Source organism: Erysipelatoclostridium sp. An15 (assembly GCF_002160675.1).
In the GTDB taxonomy this organism is placed as follows: Bacteria; Bacillota_I; Bacilli_A; order Erysipelotrichales; family Coprobacillaceae; genus Thomasclavelia; species Thomasclavelia merdavium.
The window spans coordinates 14060-34679 of the sequence record NZ_NFLA01000024.1; the positions used below are offsets into that span (position 1 = coordinate 14060).

General features: G+C 27.8%; 23 protein-coding genes. All 23 read left to right on the forward strand.

Annotated features, from left to right (window positions below):
• Positions 1-429: 429 nt before the first annotated feature.
• The 23 genes from B5E92_RS08740 to atpE all read left to right on the forward strand — a co-directional run bounded on the left by B5E92_RS08740 (position 430) and on the right by atpE (position 20606).
• Positions 430-1158, forward strand: a complete 729-nt coding sequence (locus B5E92_RS08740; protein ID WP_087301341.1) for a glycosyltransferase family 2 protein — start codon at positions 430-432, stop codon at positions 1156-1158.
• Positions 1148-1516, forward strand: coding sequence for a DUF2304 domain-containing protein (locus tag B5E92_RS08745; protein WP_087301343.1), 369 nt, complete (start codon positions 1148-1150; stop codon positions 1514-1516). Before B5E92_RS08740 ends, B5E92_RS08745 begins: the two co-directional genes overlap by 11 nt.
• Complete coding sequence (locus B5E92_RS08750; RefSeq protein ID WP_158095210.1) at positions 1506-2492, forward strand: glycosyltransferase; 987 nt, start codon at positions 1506-1508, stop codon at positions 2490-2492. Before B5E92_RS08745 ends, B5E92_RS08750 begins: the two co-directional genes overlap by 11 nt.
• A 13-nt stretch (positions 2493-2505) precedes the next feature.
• Positions 2506-3285: a glycosyltransferase gene (locus B5E92_RS08755; protein WP_087301347.1), complete on the forward strand. Its 780-nt coding sequence runs from the start codon at positions 2506-2508 to the stop codon at positions 3283-3285.
• 52 nt (positions 3286-3337) lie between these two features.
• Positions 3338-4315, forward strand: a complete 978-nt coding sequence (locus B5E92_RS08760) for a glycosyltransferase family 2 protein (protein ID WP_087301349.1) — start codon at positions 3338-3340, stop codon at positions 4313-4315.
• Positions 4312-5481, forward strand: a complete 1170-nt coding sequence (locus tag B5E92_RS08765) for a glycosyltransferase family 1 protein (RefSeq protein WP_239406435.1) — start codon at positions 4312-4314, stop codon at positions 5479-5481. The genes B5E92_RS08760 and B5E92_RS08765 overlap by 4 nt, the downstream gene beginning before the upstream one ends.
• Entirely contained in the window at positions 5471-6928 is a 1458-nt protein-coding gene (locus B5E92_RS08770) for a flippase (protein WP_087301351.1), read from the forward strand. Before B5E92_RS08765 ends, B5E92_RS08770 begins: the two co-directional genes overlap by 11 nt.
• A 63-nt stretch (positions 6929-6991) precedes the next feature.
• Positions 6992-7834, forward strand: coding sequence for a dTDP-4-dehydrorhamnose reductase (rfbD, locus tag B5E92_RS08775; RefSeq protein ID WP_087301352.1), 843 nt, complete (start codon positions 6992-6994; stop codon positions 7832-7834).
• A gap of 59 nt (positions 7835-7893) precedes the next feature.
• Complete coding sequence (locus B5E92_RS08780; protein ID WP_087301354.1) at positions 7894-9477, forward strand: DUF2142 domain-containing protein; 1584 nt, start codon at positions 7894-7896, stop codon at positions 9475-9477.
• Positions 9478-9574: 97 nt separating this feature from the next.
• Positions 9575-11071, forward strand: a complete 1497-nt coding sequence (locus B5E92_RS08785; protein ID WP_239406436.1) for an LTA synthase family protein — start codon at positions 9575-9577, stop codon at positions 11069-11071.
• 14 nt (positions 11072-11085) lie between these two features.
• Positions 11086-13551 carry a PssD/Cps14F family polysaccharide biosynthesis glycosyltransferase gene (pssD, locus tag B5E92_RS08790; RefSeq protein ID WP_087301357.1) on the forward strand — a complete coding sequence of 822 codons (2466 nt, stop codon included), beginning with the start codon at positions 11086-11088 and terminating at the stop codon, positions 13549-13551.
• Positions 13551-14027 (forward strand): PssE/Cps14G family polysaccharide biosynthesis glycosyltransferase, encoded by a 477-nt coding sequence (pssE, locus tag B5E92_RS08795; RefSeq protein WP_087301359.1) that lies wholly within the window; start codon positions 13551-13553, stop codon positions 14025-14027. Before pssD ends, pssE begins: the two co-directional genes overlap by 1 nt.
• An 8-nt stretch (positions 14028-14035) precedes the next feature.
• Entirely contained in the window at positions 14036-14818 is a 783-nt protein-coding gene (locus B5E92_RS08800; protein ID WP_087301361.1) for a glycosyltransferase, read from the forward strand.
• An 83-nt stretch (positions 14819-14901) separates the two neighbouring features.
• Positions 14902-15603: a hypothetical protein gene (locus B5E92_RS08805; protein ID WP_087301363.1), complete on the forward strand. Its 702-nt coding sequence runs from the start codon at positions 14902-14904 to the stop codon at positions 15601-15603.
• 84 nt (positions 15604-15687) lie between these two features.
• Complete coding sequence (locus B5E92_RS08810) at positions 15688-15987, forward strand: MGMT family protein (RefSeq protein WP_087301365.1); 300 nt, start codon at positions 15688-15690, stop codon at positions 15985-15987.
• Between the two features lie 130 nt (positions 15988-16117).
• Positions 16118-16723, forward strand: coding sequence for an L-threonylcarbamoyladenylate synthase (locus tag B5E92_RS08815; protein ID WP_087301367.1), 606 nt, complete (start codon positions 16118-16120; stop codon positions 16721-16723).
• Complete coding sequence (gene rpiB, locus B5E92_RS08820; RefSeq protein WP_087301369.1) at positions 16720-17163, forward strand: ribose 5-phosphate isomerase B; 444 nt, start codon at positions 16720-16722, stop codon at positions 17161-17163. Before B5E92_RS08815 ends, rpiB begins: the two co-directional genes overlap by 4 nt.
• Position 17164: 1 nt before the next feature.
• Complete coding sequence (gene glyA, locus B5E92_RS08825; RefSeq protein ID WP_087301371.1) at positions 17165-18403, forward strand: serine hydroxymethyltransferase; 1239 nt, start codon at positions 17165-17167, stop codon at positions 18401-18403.
• Positions 18404-18414: 11 nt separating this feature from the next.
• The gene (gene upp, locus B5E92_RS08830; RefSeq protein WP_087301373.1) at positions 18415-19038 is read left to right on the forward strand and encodes a uracil phosphoribosyltransferase; all 624 of its coding nucleotides are present in this window, start codon (positions 18415-18417) and stop codon (positions 19036-19038) included.
• Positions 19039-19046: 8 nt separating this feature from the next.
• Positions 19047-19256, forward strand: coding sequence for an AtpZ/AtpI family protein (locus tag B5E92_RS08835; RefSeq protein ID WP_087301375.1), 210 nt, complete (start codon positions 19047-19049; stop codon positions 19254-19256).
• On the forward strand, positions 19249-19626 hold the full coding sequence (locus tag B5E92_RS08840) for a hypothetical protein (protein WP_087301377.1): 378 nt from the start codon (positions 19249-19251) through the stop codon (positions 19624-19626). The genes B5E92_RS08835 and B5E92_RS08840 overlap by 8 nt, the downstream gene beginning before the upstream one ends.
• Before the next feature lie 24 nt (positions 19627-19650).
• Entirely contained in the window at positions 19651-20322 is a 672-nt protein-coding gene (locus B5E92_RS08845) for a F0F1 ATP synthase subunit A (protein ID WP_087301379.1), read from the forward strand.
• A 50-nt stretch (positions 20323-20372) separates the two neighbouring features.
• A complete protein-coding gene (gene atpE, locus B5E92_RS08850) occupies positions 20373-20606 on the forward strand; it encodes an ATP synthase F0 subunit C (protein ID WP_004610792.1) in 234 nt (77 codons plus the stop codon).
• Positions 20607-20620: the final 14 nt, after the last annotated feature.

A 20620-nucleotide genomic window follows, 5' to 3' on the forward strand; every position in this document is an offset into this window, starting at 1 on the left:
TATGATGCAATAACATGAGCAATCCTCCTTCTTTATTTAAAGTTATATACCAATGTATTACTTATATCATTAAAATATTTCTAGTGATTATATTAATTGTATTAGAGTGATTATTTATATATTAAAGTAATTTGTTTATTAGAAGTTATATAAATCTTTTTATATAACTAATTTTGATATTTTATTATATTTTTAAAAGAATATTTGATAATGTGTAATATTAAAATAGAACGTATTCTTAGTATTTAAATTTTATAGTTTTTAGAATTTTCATTGTTTTAGATAAAGCAGTAATCATTAAATATTGTAAAAAAGGATTAACTTTAAACAATCATAGTATTTAAACTAGTTTAACAAATGAGTTTTATTCTTTAATTGGTAGATATCATTTGATATAATGTTAAGTGTTTAAGGATGAGGAGTGATCAAATGACTAAAAAAATATTAATTATTATTCCAGCATATAATGAAGAGGATAATATATTGAAAGCATATAATAAGATAGTAGATTATAACAATAAGCATAATACAAATTATGATGTAATAGTGATAAATGACTGTTCAACAGATAATACATTAAAAATTTGTGAAAACAATAACATACCTGTAGTACCCTTAATACATAATTTAGGAATTGGTGGTGCAGTTCAAACTGGATATAAATACGCTTTTGATAATAATTATGATATTGCACTGCAATATGATGGTGATGGACAACATGATATAAGTTATGTAAAGAATATTATAGAACCGATTCTAAATGGAGAAGCAGATTTAACAATTGGTTCACGTTTTATAGACAAAACTAGTAGTGAATTTAAATCATCAAAAGCAAGACAACTTGGAATAAAAATTATTTCATTTTTTATTAAAGTAGTTACCGGAAAAAAAATTTACGATGTAACTTCAGGTTTTAGAGCAGCTGGAAAAGCTGTAATCGAAGATTTTTCAAAATCATATCCAATTGATTACCCCGAACCAATAACTAATACCGAGTTATTGAAAAAAAATTATACTATTAAAGAAGTGGCTGTATCAATGAATGAACGAGAGGGAGGAATTTCTTCTATAAATTCTTGGAAGACAGTATATTTTATGATTAATGTTATTCTTTCTATACTTGTAGTAGGAATGAGGAGGTTTAAGCATGTCAAATAGTTTAACTATTGGTTTATTAATTGTTGGTATTTCTTTATTAGTAATAGTTACTGCAATATTACGAAAAGGGCGAATCCCTATGAAGTTTGCTTTGGTTTGGTTTGTTCCTTCTTTAGCAATAATTATTCTAGCACTTTTTCCAGGAATATTCGAAGTATTTGCTTCTATTTTTGGATTTAAAACAATATCAAATTTAGTTGTTGGCTTTTTGTTTGTTGTATTATTTTTAATAATAATTGCTTTAACAGTAATAATTGCTGGTCAAACAACTAAGATAAATTTATTAATACAGGAAATCTCAATTTTGAAAAAACGCATAATAGAAATTGAAAAAAATGGAGCTTACAATGAGAGATAATGTTAAAGTGTCAATAATTATACCTGTTTACAATGCAGAAAACTATATATCTAGGTGTTTAAATAGTATTATTGATCAAACGTATAAAAATTGGGAGATAATAGCACTAGATGATGGGTCTACAGATTCTTCTTGGCAAATTTTATCAAAGTATAAGGAAAAATATCCAGATGTTATAAATGCAGTTCATCAAGAAAACATGGGAGTTTCAAAGACTAGAAATAAAGGAATACAATTAGCTACAGGCGATTATTTAATGTTAATGGATAATGATGATTATATTGATGATGATTATATTGAGCAGTTTGTAAATGTAATTGTAGAACATGACGATGACGTTGTTATCGGGGGATATAGGCGACCAAATAGTAAGGGAGAAGTTATAGAAGAAATAAAATTAGAAAATTGTGAATATTCAAAGTATAAAATAGTCGCAGCATGGGCAAAAATTTATAAATTATCGTATATAAAAAATAATAAAATAGAATTTTTACCATCAAATATAGGAGAGGATATACATTTTACAATTCAAGCAGTCTTATTAACAGATAAAATTAGAATAATAGATTACATTGGTTATAATTGGTATTATAATGATCAAAGTGTCTCTAATACGACTCATAAAAATATGGATAATAATTTGGAATTTGATTTATTACTTAATAAGACTTATGAGAGTATAGAAAAAAAGGTTAATCTTAATAATGTGTATATAGAGTATTATTTTATAAAATTGATTGTTTGGTATTTTTTATATGCATCAAAAGGTTCTAACTATAAAATAATATTAGATTCATTAAATAAATATTTTTCATGGCTTGGGGATAAATTTCCAAATTATAACAAGAATAAATTATTGAGTATAAATAAGCCAAGAGGCGAAATTTTGTTAAATAGGGTAGCTGTTTATGTATTTGTTAAACTTTATAAGTATAAATTAATAAAATTATTTTTATACGTATATTCTAAGCTGTAAGTGGGTGAATACAATGAAAAAATATGAATTAGAAGATATATGCGTTGTATTAGTATTATATAACATTAATTATAAAGACTCATTACCATTATCAAAGTTATTAATAAAAAATAAGATTAAGATATATGTTTGTGACAATAGTACTAAAGATTATGGAAATATTGAGTTAGAAAAGTATAGTAATGTAAAATACATTAATATGGGTGGTAATAAGGGTTTGGCAAAAGCATATAATAAGGCCGTAAATATAATACCACATGACAAATTAATAATTTTATTAGACGATGATAGTGTTTTACCAGAAAACTTTTTTGATAGTATTTTAGACGAAGTGTCTCAAACTAATGCAGATATTTATATTCCAATAGTAGAAGATGGAAATGGAATTTTATCACCTTGTAAAAATAGAAATAATTGTTTTTTTAGATACAATGATATTCATGAAATAGATAATGATTTTTCGGCAATTAATAGTGGACTGGTAATAAAATCAAAAGTTTTTGAAGATTATAGATACGATGAAAATATGTTTCTCGATTATATAGACCATGCTTTTTTTAACGATATGAAAAAGAAAAAAAAGAAGTTTAAGATTATGTATAGAGTTAAAATAAGACAAAATTTTTCTTTAAATACTGATACTAAAGAATCGTCTATTATAAGATTGAAGATTTTAAAAAAAGATTTAAAATATTTTTATCGGAACCAAAAAAGATACTATTATTGGACAGTTTTTAAGAAAAAAATACATCTATGCTTAATACATAAGAGTATAAAATTTATTTTTATATAAACGATAAAAATTTATACAGTAAAGGATATTTAAAGAAATATGGAGGCAATTTATGGAGGATAAAGTTTGTATTTTATTAGCCACATATAATGGAGAAAAATATTTAAAAGAGCAACTTGAATCTATTTTAAATCAAACTTATAAAAATTTTGTTGTTTTAATAAGTGATGATGCTTCTCAAGATAATACAGCTAATATCATTCGAAAATATATGGAAGAGTTTCCAGATAAGATATATTATTTAGGGAATGATAAAAAAGGTGGGGCAGTTGAAAATTTTTCATTTTTGTTAAAGAATTCTATAAATGCAGATTATTATATGTTTAGTGATCAAGATGATATTTGGTGTGAAGATAAAGTGATTAAGTCTATAAATAGAATAAGGTCAATGAAAATGGATGGTAAAAGTAATTGTCTCGTATACTGTGATGCAGAATTAGTGGATGAAAACGAGCAAATTATTGCAAAATCGTTCTTGAAAAATTCTAAATTTAAGATGAGAAAAGAGAACAGAAAAACAATTCTAGTATCAAGTTTTGCACCTGGAGCAGCCATGATTTTTGATGCTGAATTATATGAATTAGTAAAAAATATGCCTCGTGAAGCTCATATTCATGATTGGTGGGTATTATTAAATGCTGTATACTTTGGAAATATTGAATTTATGGATGAACAATTGTATGAATATCGTCAACATAGTAATAATGTTTACGGAGCAGGGCTTATTAGAAATAAAAATGGAATAATAAATTTTATAAAAAATAATACTATTTTGAATACTTTAAAAAGATTAAGTAATCAAACAAATGAACTACAGTTGAAACAAAAAGAAATGGTTAAGGCATTTTATGAACAGAAGAAAAGTTTATTTAATAATGAAAATGAAGATATATTAACTGATTTCTTAGAGTTATATAACAACAAATCTAGATTAAAGCGATTGTTTATTATATTTAAACAAGGTTTTTATAGTATATCATTATTAGATAATGTATTATATATATGGAACATAGTAAGGAGAAATGTATGATTAGAGAAAAATTATCTAAGCTTTATGTCAATATGATACAAAAAACAGAATATTATTTATGTAAAAAAGAATTATCTGATATATTAAAATATGAAAATTTTGATGTAGAGGATAACAAAATAAACGAAACAAAAAAAATATGTATCATTTTACCATCAATGGCTAAAGCTTCAGGAGGTATTACATCTATTTTGCGATTAGGTACAAATTTATGCAAACAAGGATATGATGTAACGTATACATATGTTATTGGAGGAGATTCATCAGAAGCACAAGAGATTGCTAAATTTAATTTAGCAAATTATAAAGGTGAATTTATTCCAATAGAAAAAATTGATCGCGATGGATATGATATAGTAGTAGCAACTTGGTGGAAAACTGTTTATGAAGCCAAAAAGTTTAAAGGTTATAAAATGTATTTTGTTCAAGATTACGAGCCGATTTTTTATGATGCTGGTGATAGATATTTGTTAGCTAAAAAAACATATTCGATGGGATTCCATATGGTTAGTTTAGGAAAATGGAATGCTGATATGATTAAAAAGAATTGTAATTATATAGGAAAAGTAGATTATATACCTTTTCCATATGAAAAAACGGAATACCAATTTAAACAAAGAGATTTTAGTTATTTAAAGGATAAAAAAGAAATAAAATTAGCAGTTTATGTAAAAGAAGAGAATAAAAGATTGCCAGTTGTGATACCACTTATTTTAGATAACTTAAAAAATGAATTTGAGAAGAATGGAAAAAAATTAGAAATATTTTACTTTGGAAATGCCATGAAAATAAGTGTTAAAAATGGTCATGAATTAGGTAAATTATCAAAAAAACAACTAGCAGAATTATATCAAACATGTGATTTTGGTATGGTTGCATCACTGACTAATGTTTCTTTAATACCATATGAAATGGTAGCCTCAGGATTACCTCTAATAGAATTTTTGGATGGATCTTTTGATACATATTTTGAAGAAGGTTCATCAATAATGTGTGATTTAAGTTATAAACATCTTTATAATGAGATGGAAAACTATATTTCATCGCCAGATAAAATATCAAATATGGTCAATAGAGCATATAACCAAATAAAAGATTTAAGTTGGGAAAAATCGACTAAAAAATTTATTTCTATCATTGAACAAGAACGAGAAAATGGAAAGTAAAAAAGTATATTCGAATATTGTATTAAACACAATTAATAGTGTTTTAAAAATAATTTTTCCATTCATATCTTTTAAATATGCAGCCATAGTTCTAGGACAAGAAAATTTAGGATTAGTAAATTATGGAAATTCTATCATTAATTATTTTGTTCTTTTAGCGGGGTTAGGAATTTCTACATATGCAATACGCGAGGGATCAAAAATTCGTGATGATAAAAATAAGATAAGTGCATTTTCAAGTGAAGTTTTTACTATTAATATTATTTCTACAATATTATCATATATTATTTTGTTTATTTGTATATTTTATATAGATAGTTTAAGAGAAATTTTAATTTTATTAGTAGTTCAAAGTTCTTTGATATTATTTACAACTTTATCAGTCGAATGGGTATATTCTCTTTATGAAGATTATGGATATATCGCGTTAAGAAATTTCATATTGCAAATATTATCATTAATACTAATGTTCCTTTTTGTAAAAAAAGAAGGAGATTATATAATTTTTGCAGCTATACAAGTAATTTCTTCAAGTGGTGCTTTTATTGTAAATTATATACATGTAAAAAGAAAATTATCTTTGAAAATTACTATAAGTAAAGTTATAAAAAAACACTTGAAACCAATATTAGTTTTATTTGTAAATAACATAGCTGTAGTAATTTATGTGAATTCTGATACAACAATGATTGGTAGTATTATAGGAATGAGTGCGGTTGGGGTATATTCGGTATCGGTGCGCATTTATACAATGTTTAAAACTATTATGTCAGCTGTTGTGATGTCTGTTTTGCCAAATATATCAAGATATTCTTTAGATTGTTATAGTGATAAAAAGAATAGGGTAATAGATGATACAATTGAACTATTAATAGTTATTTTTATACCCATCATCATTTCTACAATTATTTTAAGTAAAGAATTGATTATATTAACTAGTAGTGCTTCATATTTATCAGGATATACTTCACTAATTATACTGAATTTGGCATTGATTTTTTCAATAAGTGCTACTATATTAACCACATTTTATTTAATACCATTAAATTTAGAGAATTATGCATTGTTGTCTACTTTAGCGGCAGCGTTAATAAATATTATTTTTAATTTTTTCTTATTACCAAATTTTGGAATAAATGCAGCAGCTTTTACTACTATGATTGCAGAATTAACTGTAACTATAATAAGTTTGATTGTAATAAAAAGAAAAAATATTAAATTGTTTGATTTAAGAAAAATGGTAAAGCTTATAATTAAAGGCTTACTTGCGGTCGCTCCACTGATTATAGTGTATTTATTGATTATAAATAGAACTGCAAATCTACTCTTAATAATATTATTATATGTTGTATTGGGTGGGGCAATTTATGTAGCACTTGCTTATATGTTAAATATTTCTATTATTAGGAATATAATTAATAATATTATAAAAATGTTCAAAAAATAAAGAAGAAATAGAAAAATTCTATATGTAGCTATAAGAGATAATTAGAAAGGAGAACATGATAATATGAGATTATTAGTCACAGGTGTTAAAGGTCAATTAGGTTATGATATTGTAAATGAATGTAAAAAAAGAAATATTGAAGCAGTTGGTGTTGATGTTGAAGAAATGGATATCACTGACGCTAAAAAAGTAGAAGAAGTAATAAAAGATGGAAATTATGATGCTGTAGTACATTGTGCAGCTTGGACTGCTGTTGATAAAGCTGAAGATGAAGTTGAGGCATGTACTAAAGTAAATGTAGATGGAACAAAAAACATTGCTAATGTGTGTAAAGAATTAGATATTCCAATGATGTATTTCTCTACAGATTATGTATTTGATGGTCAAGGTGAAGAGCCATGGCATGAATATGATGAAAGACATCCTTTAAATGTTTATGGGCAAACTAAATACGAAGGTGAATTAGCAGTTGAAGAACTAGATAAATTTTTTATTGTAAGAATTGCTTGGGTATTTGGTGTTAATGGAAATAATTTTATTAAAACAATGCTTCGTTTAGGTAAGGAACGAGGTGCTGTTAGTGTCGTAAATGATCAAATCGGTTCACCAACATATACATATGATTTATCTAAATTAGTTGTTGATATGATTCAAACTGATAAATATGGAATTTATCATGCAACAAATGAAGGTCTATGTTCATGGTATGAATTTGCTTGCGAAATCTTTAAACAAGCAGGTATGGATGTTGAAGTAACACCAGTTGATTCAAATGCGTTCCCAGCTAAAGCTAAGCGACCAAATAATAGTAGAATGTCTAAAGAAATGTTAGATAAAAATGGTTTTGATCGTTTACCTACATGGCAAGATGCTTTAGGAAGATATTTAAAAGAAATTGAATATTAATCATAAAAATGCTAGTATTAATATTATCTAATACTAGCTTTTTTTAAAGGAGAAAAACAATGCGACATAGTAAGGTTGAAATTGTTGAAAATATAAATGTTGGTGATCGAAAAATATTGAAATACATTTCTATAATAGCAGCTATTTTAGTTATTTTATTATTTTATTTTAATCAACGTAATATCTTAATAGACAAAGTAAATTCTATCAAAAATGTTCACAGTATTATTTATGGATTATTTGCAGCAATTGCTGTTATATTGATTATATCAATTTTAAAAAATAACTATGAAATAGACCGGTTATTTTTGATGATAATTATCCCAATTGGTTTAATTTATACGCTATTAATTCCACCAGGTATTGTTCCAGATGAATGGGTACATATGCATAGTGCTCTTTCATTATCAAGTCAAATTATGCAAAAAGAAACAAATGGTAAGGTTACAATGAGAGTTGAAGAACATGAATTGTATTCGAGACAGGTGAGCATACCAGATAATGGATATTATGATTATGTTTATAATAATGTTTTTAGTATAAGCGAAAATAATGAATATGTGAATATAGAAGTTGAATCAGTTAGTCTTGGACAAATTTTTGCGTATTTTCCAACTGCAATAGGTATCACTATTGCTAGATTATTTAATCTAGGTGGGGTTACCACTGTATATATGGGACGTCTTTTTAATTTTGTTTATTATACAATTGTTACTTATTTTGCTTTAAAAAAGATTCCATTTGGAAAATTGTTATTGTTTGCAATTACAATGTTACCAATGACTTGTCATCAGATGTTTTCATTATCATATGATGCTGTGTTAAATGCTACATCGTTTTTTTGTATTGCTTATGGTATGTTTTTTGTTTATCAATCGGATAAAGTTGAGAAAAAAGATATTGTATTATATGCTTTGGCAGGATTACTCCTTCTAACTATTAAAGGATCAGCGTATGCTTTTATATTAGTTATCCCAATATTGGCTAAATATTTTAATCCTAACGGTTATGAGATTGCTAAAAGAACGAAGATAATAATTTTTATAATTGTGATTACGTGTATTGTATTATTGAATTTTAGATCATTTATTAGTACTGGTACTACTTCTTCATTAGGAACGGTTTCTGGTGAAAATTTAGTTCCTTGGTCAGGAACTCCTTCATATACATTATCGTCACTGTTGACGGATATACCGGGAACGATAATGTTATTTATTAATACGTTTATTGAAAAAGGAGTTTGGTATATAAATACTGCTATCGGGAGTGAGCTAGGATGGCTAAATATATTAATGCCAACATGGATAATTAATGTTTGGATTGGATTATTAATTATTAGTTCTTTTAGTGAAAAATCAAACAACGAAGTTTTTACTTATGAACATAAATTACTATATTTTTTAATTGCAGCAGCAGTTATATTAGTTGTTATGCTGGCGATGGCATTAGCTTGGACACCAGCTGGATATCAGTGGATAGAAGGAGTTCAAGGTAGATATTATATCCCAATAATTTATTTATTATTGATTTGGTTACAAAATACTAAAATTTATTTACATGATAAAATAGTAAAAATTGTCACAATAATTATTCCAATTATGGCAATGATTTCTATTTATAATTTAATACCATTAGTTTTATAAGAATGAAATAGTCTTGATTATTTCATTCTTTTCTTTTGTTTAATATTTGTTAATTATATGGTAGAATAGTAAGGAATTTGGATTAAGAGGAATAATGATGATAGAGAAATTAAAAAAATTAGAAAAAAAATACATTATAGGAACAGTATTAGTTTTTATTGGTGTGTTAATAATAACTTCTGTTATTTGGGGAAATCGAACATTTTCTGTGAAAACATTAAATCAGATTATTTTCCATTTAAAAGTACCAATGGACGGTACTGATAGTGGAGTATATCTTGATTGGTTTTTATTTTCAGTACCGATTAGTTTATTAATAGTAGTTATTTTTAATTTAGTACTTTTTGGTATTCAAAAAATATTAAAGCGAAATAATAAAAATATCAGTAATTTTATAAAAAGAAATTTTGTTAAGTGGGGTATCTGTTGTCTTGTTTGTTCTTTGATTTTTACAGTTTATAACTATAATATCTATGGATATATAAGTAACTCATTTAAAAAAACAGATTTATATGAAAATTATTATGTTGATCCAAGCAGTGCTAATATCAGTTTTGATGGTGAAAAAAGAAACTTAATTCATTTATATTTAGAATCAGTTGAAAATACATATGCCGATAGTGCTAATGGTGGCGGTGAAAATATCAACTATATCCCGGAATTAAGCAATTTAGCTAAAGAAAATATTAATTTTTCAAATAATGATAGTATTGGTGGAAGCCTAACTATCGATGGAACACAATGGACGATTGCTTCGCAGGTTTCTCAAGATATGGGAATTCCTTTATCATTGCCTATTACAAGTAGTAAATATGATACTTCTACTGCATTTTTACCAGGAGGATATTCATTAGGAGAAATATTAGAAGATAATGGATATGTTAATGAGTTTATTTGTGGTTCTGATGTTGATTTTGGAGGTACCTCTAATTTTTATAAACAGCATGGTAATTATATAATTCGTGATTATAAAAGTTTTGTTGAAAGCGGAGAGATTCCAAAAGACTATTTTGTATTTTGGGGAATTGAAGATGCAAAATTATTTGAGTTTGCTAAAAAAGATATAACCAATTTAGCTAATGGAAGTCAGCCGTTTAATATTTCTATTACTACAATTGACACTCATACTCCTGATGGTTATTTGTGTAGTCAATGTCAAAAGAATCATAAAAATCAATACGCTAATGTAATTGAATGTCAATCACGGCAAGTTAATAATTTCATTAACTGGTGTAAACAACAACCATGGTATGATAATACGACAATTGTAATTACTGGAGATCATAAAAGTATGTCAGAAAAGTTTTTTGATAATATTGATAGTAACTATGTAAGAACACCATATAACTGTATTATCAATAGCGCAGTAGAAGCAAAAAATAATAAAAATAGATCATTTAGTACAATGGATATGTATCCAACTATTTTAGCGGCAATGGGTGCTAAAATTGAAGGAGATCGTTTAGGATTAGGAACAAATTTGTTTTCAGATAAACAAACTCTTATGGAAGAGTTAGGATTTAAAACATTAGATAACGAATTACAAAAAACATCTAATTATTATAATCAAAAAATACTTGAAGAGAAGGACTAGGTTAGGAGGTAAAAATGAAAACAGGAATAGTTGTCTTGAATTATAATGACGCTAAAGAGACGGTAGATTTTGTTAATCAAATAAAAAATTTCAAAATAATTGATGAGATATGCGTTGTTGATAATGGATCAAATGATAATTCATTAGAATTATTGCAAACTTTAACAGATGTTAAATTAATACCTCTAACAGAAAATCGAGGTTATGCTGCAGGGAATAATGCAGGATTAAAATATTTATATGAACAAGAATTTGATAATTATATTATTGCTAATCCTGATATTATAGTTGATCAACATAATTTGTTGGATTTTATCGCACATATGAATTCTGAAAATAATTATCAAATTTTTGGACCTACAATTGAAGAACATGGAACAATTAATCGTGGTTGGAAAGAAAGAACGATTAAATATGATATCCATGATAACTATCCAATAATTAATCGATTGTTTAAAAAAAGTAATAAATATTCAAAATTTCATTACCATGGACCAGTTAGTCCGGTTGATTGTATTTCTGGGTGCTTCTTTGGTATGAAAAAAGAAGTTATTGATAAAATTGGCTTTTTAGATGAAGGAACATTTCTTTTCTATGAAGAAGATATTTTATGCACTAAAGCTAGACAAGCAGGTTTGCATGTATGTGTTTTAAACAATGTTAATGTTATCCATAATCATTCAGTGACAATTAATAAAAATATTAATCATTATCGTAAATTAAGAATTTTAAAAGAGTCGCAGTTACATTATCATTTAACATGTTTTGATCATAAAGAAAAACATATTAAACGCTTAAAACGTACAGCATTATGGGCATGTAAGTTTGCATATTTAAGAACTAATAAAAAAATTGTAAACACTAATAATAATCGTAAAAAGAAAAAAGTAACGATATTATCATTACATCTTCGTGTTGGTGGGATTGAAAAAGCTATTTGCTCTTTAGCTAATATGTTAATTGATGATTTTGATGTTGAAATTGTAAATGTATATAAGTTGTGTGAGCCATCATTTTATATTGATCCTAGAGTAAAAGTTACTTACTTATCGACAAATCTTAAACCTAATAAAGAAGAGTTTAAATTTGCATTAAAAAATAAAAAAATATTTAGTATTTTTATTGAAGGAATAAAAGCAGTTAGGGTATTAATAAAAAAACATCAATTAATAAAACTATGTGCTAAAGATAACGATGGTGATATTATTGTCTCTTCAACACTAGCTTTTGATAAATTATTTGCTAAGTATCAAAAAAATAAACTATTAATTGCTTGGGAACATTGTCATCCAGAATGTGCAAAGAATTATCCAAAAAAAGTATATCGGGCAGTAAAAAAATTCGACTTATTTATACCGGCTTCAAAATCAATATATGATTTTTATAAAGAATACTTAACAGGACCACAATGTTTATATTTACCATTATGTATTGATAGTATGCCTGAACAAAAAGCAAATCTTAGTACAAAACAAATTACTGTAATGGGAAGATTATCAAAAGAAAAAGCATACGATGATATGTTAAAGGTATTTAAAAAAGTTTTAAAACAAGAGCCAGAAGCTAAGTTAAAAATATTAGGTGATGGTGAGGAAAGAGCAAATTTAAGTTTATTAGCTGATCAATTAGAAGTTAGTAAATCAGTAGATTTCCATGGTAATACAGTTGGTAAAGAAAAAGAACAAATTTTATTAGATACATCAGTTTTTGTTACAACATCGCACTATGAAAGTTTTGGCTTAGTTTTATTAGAAGCGATGAGTTATGGAATACCATGTATTTCATTTGATAGTGCCAAAGGATCATTAGATATTATTGATGATGGAAAAGATGGCTATATTATAAAAAATCGCGATTTAGATAAAATGGCTGATAAAATCGTAGAAATCTTGAATACTCCACAAGATGAATTATCTAAAAATGCTATTGCTAAAGCTCAAATGTATTCATATGAAAGTGTAAAAAAACAATGGTTAGATGCTTTTAAAAATTTTAATATACATGATCTAAAAACACGAGTAATTTTTACATCATCGGCTGGTGGACATTATAGTGAGTTATGCGAGTTAAAGGAATTAATGGAGCGTTATAATTCATTTTTAATTACCGAAGATCATGAAATGATGCAAGAGTATAAAAAAGTAAATAAATCAAGAAGCTGGTATATGCCGGCTGGAACTAAAGAACATTTATTTAAGTTTCTATGTAATTTTCCAATCAATATTTTTAAAAGTTTTAAAGCATTTTTAAAAGTGCGACCTGATGTTGTTATTGCAACAGGAGCCCATACAACGGTGCCAATCTGTTATATAGCTAAGTTATTTGGTAAAAAGGTTATTTTTATAGAAACATTTGCAAATATTACTACTAAGACATTATCAGGTAAATTAGTATATCCAATTGCTGACTTATTTTTAGTACAATGGGAAGATATGCTTAAATTATATCCTAAGGCAAAATATCGAGGAGGGCTAAAATAATGAGAATCTTTGTTATGTTTGGAACTCAAGATAAACGATTTGATCGCTTGTTAAATGCTATTTTAGATTCAAAATTTGTAAATGAAAATGATGTCTATGTCCAGTTAGGATATACAAAAGGAACTTATGATAAAATTCATTGTCAAGAATATTACAGTGAAGAAGAATTGTTACATCAAATTGAGATTGCCGATTTGATAATTACACATGCTGGTGTTGCCGCTATTGTTTCAGCACTAAAGTTAAAAAAGAGAACAATAGTAGTACCGCGTTTGGGAAAGTATAAAGAGCAAAATAATGATCATCAAGTTCAGATCATGGAAAGATTTGTCAAAAAAGATTATATTATCCCATGTACTGATTTATCTAAACTTGATGAGTTAGTGGAAAATGCTCATAATTTTGAACCCAAAGATTATAAAAGTGAAAAGCAAGGAATTATTGATGAAATAACTAATTTTATCAATAATTTATAGGAGGTATTATGCATACATATGTTGTTTTAGCATATAAAGAGTCTTCATATTTAGAAGAATGTATTAAATCAGTTTTAAATCAAAAATATCCTAGTAAAGTAGTTATCGCTACTTCAACTCCTAATGACTATATTCAAAATATGGCTGATAAATACTCATTAGAAGTAATGATAAATCCTAATCCAGGTAAAGGAATTGGGTATGATTTTGATTTTGCAGTATCTTGTGGAAAAACAAAATTGACTACTATTGCTCATCAAGATGATATCTATGATTATGATTATTCAGATAAAATCGTTAAAGCATATCAAAAATATCCGGATTCATTAATTGTATTTAGTGATTATTATGAAATAAGAGATACAGGTAAAGTGCATAGTAATACTAATTTAAAAATAAAGCGAATATTATTGTTACCGATGAGAATAAAAAGTCTTGCTAAAACAAAGTTTGGGAAACGCTTATCATTACGATTTGGTAATGCTATTAGTTGTCCAGCCGTAACTTTTGTAAAAGACAATATTAAAACTGATGATATTTTTAAATGTGATTTTGTTTGTGATGTAGACTGGTATGCTTGGGAAAAATTATCTTTAAAAAAAGGACGGTTTACTTTTGTAAAAGATTTGTTAATGGGACATCGTGTTCATGAAGAATCAACCACAACTGAAATCATTAATGAACGTGTAAGAACTAAAGAAGATTTTGTAATGTTTCAAAAATTTTGGCCAAAATCAATTTCAAAATTTATCAATAAATTTTATGTTAAAGCTGAAGATAGTAATAATTAAGTACAAATTTCAGTAAAAATGTAGATAAAATCCTAAAAATTAATTATAATGTTTTTTGGATAACAAAAAAAAGGAGAAATACTATGTTAAAAAAATTATTAACAATAGGGTTATCATTAATGATGGTAATTACTCTTACAGCATGTGGTGGTGATGATTCAAATAGTGGTAGTTCATCATCTGGTGGATCAGATAATAATACTACTGAAGAAAGACCATTTACTGAATCAAAAGGATTAATTAAGTATTTTACTATTGAAGGAGAAAATGTTTGTTTACCAGAAACAGTTGGTGAATATGTTAGATATTTAGAAAAAATTGGTACGAAAGTAGAACTTGGTGATACAGGAAATACAGTAGATGAAGCTGGTGAATTAGATGCAGGTGGAGTATCATCAATGGTAGCGTTTTTGAAGGTTTATATCGACGGTGCTAGTGATGAATGGCAATGGTTTGGTATTCGTTATGAAAATGATACTGACGAAAGTTTACCAATTGCAGATTGTAAAGTTACTCAAATTACTTTAGATTATGATACAATTACTGAAGAAACTAATCATCATTGCTTAGATTCATTTGTATTTATTACACAAGATGATCAAGAAATCGCTATGGATGGAGATACTACTAGTTCAGATTTATTAGATTATATCGGTGACCCTTATCAAAATACTGATGGTCATTGGCATTATTCAGATGATCAAGGATATGAATACGAAATGGTTACAGAAAATAAAAAAGGAATTTTAACAAGAGTAGTAATTACTTATCCTGAAAGCAATTAATTTTAGAAATAAAGAGATATCAAAATGAAATGATATCTCTTTTTATAATATTAAATTACTTTCAAATAATAAGGGTGAAAATTGATGAATGATGATTTAGCGTATCAAATATTAGAAATAGTAGCTGAAATACCTAAAGGGAAAGTTGCTAGCTATAAACAAATTGCAATTTTAGCAGGTAGAAGCCAAAATGCTCGTTTAGTAGGAAAAATTTTAAGTCATAGTGAACAATATGGTAACTATCCTTGCCATCGGGTTGTTAATAGTGCAGGACGTTTAGTACCTGGCTGGATAGAGCAAAGGGAATTGTTATGTCAAGAAGGTGTGGTTTTTAAAAGTAACGGTAACGTAGATATGAAAAAATGCCAATGGCAAATATTGTAATGATGATTGTAGACCAAAAGTCAGTTATTGTTTATTTTTCTACAGATATGAAGCATGTGTTAAAATATCACTAAAATGCTACAAATTTTATATCTTTTATTGTATAATATAGGTCAAATGAGGTGATTGTATGAATACAGTTTTAGTTGAAAAAGATGCTCTTGATTTAGCCGCTGAATTAGTGGGTAATAATAAGGTAGTAGCTTTTCCTACTGAAACTGTTTTTGGTTTAGGGGTAAAGTTTGGATCAAAAGAGGCTTTAGATGCACTATATCAAATAAAAAAACGTGATAAGGTTAAAGCAATCTCAATGATGATAAGCAAACCTGAAGATATAGAAAAATATGCATATGTTAATGAAAATGCTAAAAAGATAATCAAAGCTTTTATGCCTGGTATGATTACTATCATTTTGAAAAAAAAGCCACATATTGATAAATATTTTACAGCCTCACTTGATACAATCGGAATTAGAATACCTGATGATAAATTTGTTTTATCATTACTAGATAAAACAGGACCAATGTTAGTAACAAGTGCTAATCTATCAGGTAAAGAAAGTCTGGTTGATGATCAAGCAGTTATGGAGGTATTTAAAGGAAAAATTCCTTTAATTGTAAAAGGAGAAAGTATCAGTAAAAAGGCTAGTACAATTGTTGATTTAAGTAAGGGTAATGTTGAGATATTAAGATTAGGAGATATTTCTAAAGAAGAAATAATGGAGGTATTGAAATGAAAATTGCAATGGCATGTGACCATGGTGGATTAAGATTAAAAAATGTGTTAAAAGAATATTTATTAGATAATGGTTATGAAGTAGAAGATTTTGGAACAAATAGTGAAGATAGCTGCGATTATCCAGACTATGCTGGTAAAGCCGCTAAAGCAGTAGCTAGTGGTGCGTGCGACAAGGGGGTAGTTGTATGCGGTACTGGAATTGGTGTAAGTATTACTGCTAATAAAGTAAATGGTATTAGATGTGCATTATGTCATGATGTATTTAGTGCTAAAGCTACACGTGCTCATAATGATAGTAATATGATTGCAATGGGACAAAGAGTTATTGGTGAAGGTTTAGCATTAGAAATCTTAAAAGCATGGCTATCAACAGAATTTGAAGGTGGACGTCACGTTCAAAGAATTGAAAAAATGATGGCTTATGAAGGAGAAGAATAAAATGAAAGACGTTGCTGTATTTGAAAGTGTTGAACGGGAATTAAATCGGCAAAGAAATAACATTGAGCTAATCGCTTCTGAAAACTTTGTTTCTCCAGAAATTATGCAGTTGGCTGGAAGTGTTCTTACTAATAAATATGCTGAAGGATATCCGGGAAAAAGATATTATGGTGGTTGTCAGTTTGTTGATGAGGTAGAAACTTTAGCTAAAGAAAGATTATGTAAAATCTTTGGTGCCCAGCATGCAAATGTTCAACCTCATAGTGGTGCTCAAGCTAATACAGCAGTATATATGGCTTTATTAGAGCACGGTGATAAAGTTTTAGGAATGTCTTTAGCAGATGGTGGACATTTAACACATGGACATCCATTAAACTATTCTGGAATTAATTATGATTTTTATAGTTATGGTGTCTCTAAAGAAACTGAAACTATTGATTATGAAGAATTTAAAAAGAAGTGTCAGGAAATTAAACCTAAACTAGTAGTAGCTGGAGCAAGCGCATATTCAAGAATTATTGATTTTGAATATATGGCTAAATGTGCGCATGAAGTAGGAGCTTTATTTATGGTCGATATGGCTCATATTGCTGGTTTAGTTGCAGCAGGTGAACATCCATCACCATTTCCTTATGCTGATGTTGTTACAACAACAACTCATAAAACCTTAAGGGGACCACGAGGTGGTGCTATTATGTGTAAAAAAGAATTAGCGCCAGCTATCGATCGTGCGGTATTCCCAGGAATGCAAGGTGGACCTTTAATGCACATAATTGCTGCTAAGGCTGCTTGCTTCTATGAGGTAATGCAACCAGAGTTTAAAGAATATGCAAAACAAATTATTAAAAATGCCAAAGCTCTTGAAAAATCTTTAAAAGAAGAAGGATTTAGATTAGTAGCTGGTGGTACTGATAATCATTTGATCTTAATAGATGTTAAATCTAGTTGTGGAATTTCTGGTAAAAAAGCAGAACGTTTATTAGATGAAATTAATATTACTGCTAATAAAAATGCGATTCCTTTTGACACAGAAAAACCATTTAAAGCTAGCGGCATTCGTGTAGGAACACCTGCTATGACAACTAAAGGATTTAAAGAAGAAGATTTCGAAGAAGTCGGAAAAATAATTGCTTATCGTTTAAAAAATGAAGAAACAGATCAAATTAAAGAAGAATGTATTAAAAGAGTTAAAGCTTTAACTGATAAAGTTGAAATGTATAATGATATTAAATATATTTAAGAGGTGAAAAAATGGCAACGACAGTACTTGATCATGCATTAATAAACCATAAATTATCTATTATGCGTGATAAAAATACAAATACAATAGTATTCAAAGAAAATCTTGATGAAATCGCTATGTTAATGGCGTATGAGGTTACTAAAGATTTACCATTAGTAGAATATCCAATTGAAACACCGATTTGTAAGACCGTTGGCAAAAAATTGGCTAAACAAATAATTTTAGTACCAATATTAAGAGCTGGTATTGGTTTGGTAGATGGTTTTAGAAGAATTATTCCTAGTGCTAAAGTTGGTCATATTGGCTTACAACGTGATGAAGAAACATTACAGCCAATCGAATATTACGCTAAATTTCCTAAAGGTATAGAAGATGCTATTGTTATTGTCGTTGATCCTATGCTAGCAACCGGAGGTAGTGCTAGTGCAACAATAACCAGTCTAAAAAAACGAGGTGCTAAAAACATTCATTTAGTATGTTTGTTAGCAGCACCTGAAGGGGTGGCGGTTATTGAAAAAGAACACCCTGATGTTAATTTGACGTTAGCAGCGCTAGATGATAAGCTAAATAGCAAAGGCTATATTGTTCCTGGATTAGGCGATGCCGGTGATCGTTTGTTTGGGACAGATTAGTTTTAAATATGAAAGAGAATAAAAGAAAGTTATTAAAAGATATTGTCTTTTGTTTATGGTTAGGTTTTGAAGTAATTGGCGTGTTTTTACTAGCTGTAATAGCTGGTTTATGGCTTGATGATTACTTCAATTCTAAACCATGCTGGATATTAGTCTTATTAATAGTGGCTTTTATTTATGTAATAAAGTTATTGTTAGGAGTAGGAAAAGATGAATGAAAAGACAGTAATGAGCCATTCTAAATATGTATTTTTAGTAGCTCTGGCAATAGCTGGTGTAGTTAGTTTGATTGTATCTGACATTTCTTATTTGATAGGAATGATCGTTGGATATATAGTTAGTTTGATTGTATTTAAGATGATAATTAAAATAAGTGATCTTATTTTAGCTTTATCAACAAGTACAATCAGCTTAGTTGTTGTTCTGTTTTTTGCAAAATTGTTTGTATATGGAGCAGGATTTTTTATTGCTATAAAAGTATCCTGGATCAATATTATAACGGTTTTTCTTGGTTATTTTATTATTCAGGCTACTATTTATATTGATGCTTATCGAAATGATAGGTTGGAAAAAACTCAAAATAGCTAATCTAGAAAAAAGGAGGTGAAAGTGATGGGAGATATACATATCGTAATTCAGCCAGAACTGATTTTTTCGTTGATTATTATTACAGTTTTATCAATCTTTTTCATTTTGGCTGGAAGGAAAATCAAAGCAGCAGATCCGACTAAGCGACCCACTGGGATTGTTCTTGTTTGTGAAACAGGAGTAAAAATGATTCAAGATTACATGGCAACATTAATGCCAGCACAGTTTTCTAAGAATTATTATCCTTATTTTGCAATGATGTTTATATATATATTTATATCAAATATAAGTGGATTATTTGGTTTTGAAGCACCAACTTCAAATTATTCAATTACGTTAGCGATTACTATAATCACTTTTACGTTAATTCAGTACAACGCTTTAAAAACAAAAGGAGTATTTACCTATATTAAAGATATTATTTGGCCACCAACTAACATTTTAGGAACATTGGCACCACTTATTTCTTTGTCAATGCGTCTTTTTGGAAATATTGTAGCAGGGTCAATTTTGTTGTCTTTGATATATAGTTTTACGGGATACTTATCAGAGTATGTTATCAATTTTAACTTTTTGGGACCACTTATTGCCCCAATATTCCACGCTTATTTTGATGTTTTTGCAGGATTTATTCAAACCCTAGTATTCGTGACTTTATCTAGTATTTTAATCGCTTTGGAAGTAAATGAAGATTAAGCTAGTTAAAGATATATTAATTTTAAGTAAAAAAATTGGAGGAAAGAAATATGACAGACGTAGGATTAATTGCTATTGCAGCAGGTATTGCAGTGTGTGCCGGTTTAGGAACTGGTATTGGAGAAGGAATTTGTGCTAGTAAAGCAGTAGAAGCTATTGGTAGAAATCCAGAAGCGGAAGGAAAAATCCGTACAACAATGATTTTAGGTATTGCCTTAACAGAAACAGTTGCAATTTATGGTTTATTGATTTCATTCCTATTATTATTCGTATACGGTGGATAAAATCAAATTTAATC

Coding starts and splice junctions, on each gene's coding strand:
- B5E92_RS08840 (WP_087301377.1), top strand. CDS start 19,249: ATGAATGAAAAGACAGTAATGAGCCATTCTAAATATGTATTTTTAGTA.
- B5E92_RS08805 (WP_087301363.1), top strand. CDS start 14,902: ATGTTAAAAAAATTATTAACAATAGGGTTATCATTAATGATGGTAATT.
- B5E92_RS08745 (WP_087301343.1), top strand. CDS start 1,148: ATGTCAAATAGTTTAACTATTGGTTTATTAATTGTTGGTATTTCTTTA.
- B5E92_RS08800 (WP_087301361.1), top strand. CDS start 14,036: ATGCATACATATGTTGTTTTAGCATATAAAGAGTCTTCATATTTAGAA.
- B5E92_RS08770 (WP_087301351.1), top strand. CDS start 5,471: ATGGAAAGTAAAAAAGTATATTCGAATATTGTATTAAACACAATTAAT.
- pssD (WP_087301357.1), top strand. CDS start 11,086: ATGAAAACAGGAATAGTTGTCTTGAATTATAATGACGCTAAAGAGACG.
- B5E92_RS08785 (WP_239406436.1), top strand. CDS start 9,575: ATGATAGAGAAATTAAAAAAATTAGAAAAAAAATACATTATAGGAACA.
- B5E92_RS08835 (WP_087301375.1), top strand. CDS start 19,047: ATGAAAGAGAATAAAAGAAAGTTATTAAAAGATATTGTCTTTTGTTTA.
- B5E92_RS08780 (WP_087301354.1), top strand. CDS start 7,894: ATGCGACATAGTAAGGTTGAAATTGTTGAAAATATAAATGTTGGTGAT.
- B5E92_RS08810 (WP_087301365.1), top strand. CDS start 15,688: ATGAATGATGATTTAGCGTATCAAATATTAGAAATAGTAGCTGAAATA.
- B5E92_RS08815 (WP_087301367.1), top strand. CDS start 16,118: ATGAATACAGTTTTAGTTGAAAAAGATGCTCTTGATTTAGCCGCTGAA.
- B5E92_RS08740 (WP_087301341.1), top strand. CDS start 430: ATGACTAAAAAAATATTAATTATTATTCCAGCATATAATGAAGAGGAT.
- B5E92_RS08845 (WP_087301379.1), top strand. CDS start 19,651: ATGGGAGATATACATATCGTAATTCAGCCAGAACTGATTTTTTCGTTG.
- upp (WP_087301373.1), top strand. CDS start 18,415: ATGGCAACGACAGTACTTGATCATGCATTAATAAACCATAAATTATCT.
- rfbD (WP_087301352.1), top strand. CDS start 6,992: ATGAGATTATTAGTCACAGGTGTTAAAGGTCAATTAGGTTATGATATT.
- B5E92_RS08750 (WP_158095210.1), top strand. CDS start 1,506: ATGAGAGATAATGTTAAAGTGTCAATAATTATACCTGTTTACAATGCA.
- B5E92_RS08760 (WP_087301349.1), top strand. CDS start 3,338: ATGGAGGATAAAGTTTGTATTTTATTAGCCACATATAATGGAGAAAAA.
- B5E92_RS08755 (WP_087301347.1), top strand. CDS start 2,506: ATGAAAAAATATGAATTAGAAGATATATGCGTTGTATTAGTATTATAT.
- glyA (WP_087301371.1), top strand. CDS start 17,165: ATGAAAGACGTTGCTGTATTTGAAAGTGTTGAACGGGAATTAAATCGG.
- B5E92_RS08765 (WP_239406435.1), top strand. CDS start 4,312: ATGATTAGAGAAAAATTATCTAAGCTTTATGTCAATATGATACAAAAA.
- atpE (WP_004610792.1), top strand. CDS start 20,373: ATGACAGACGTAGGATTAATTGCTATTGCAGCAGGTATTGCAGTGTGT.
- pssE (WP_087301359.1), top strand. CDS start 13,551: ATGAGAATCTTTGTTATGTTTGGAACTCAAGATAAACGATTTGATCGC.
- rpiB (WP_087301369.1), top strand. CDS start 16,720: ATGAAAATTGCAATGGCATGTGACCATGGTGGATTAAGATTAAAAAAT.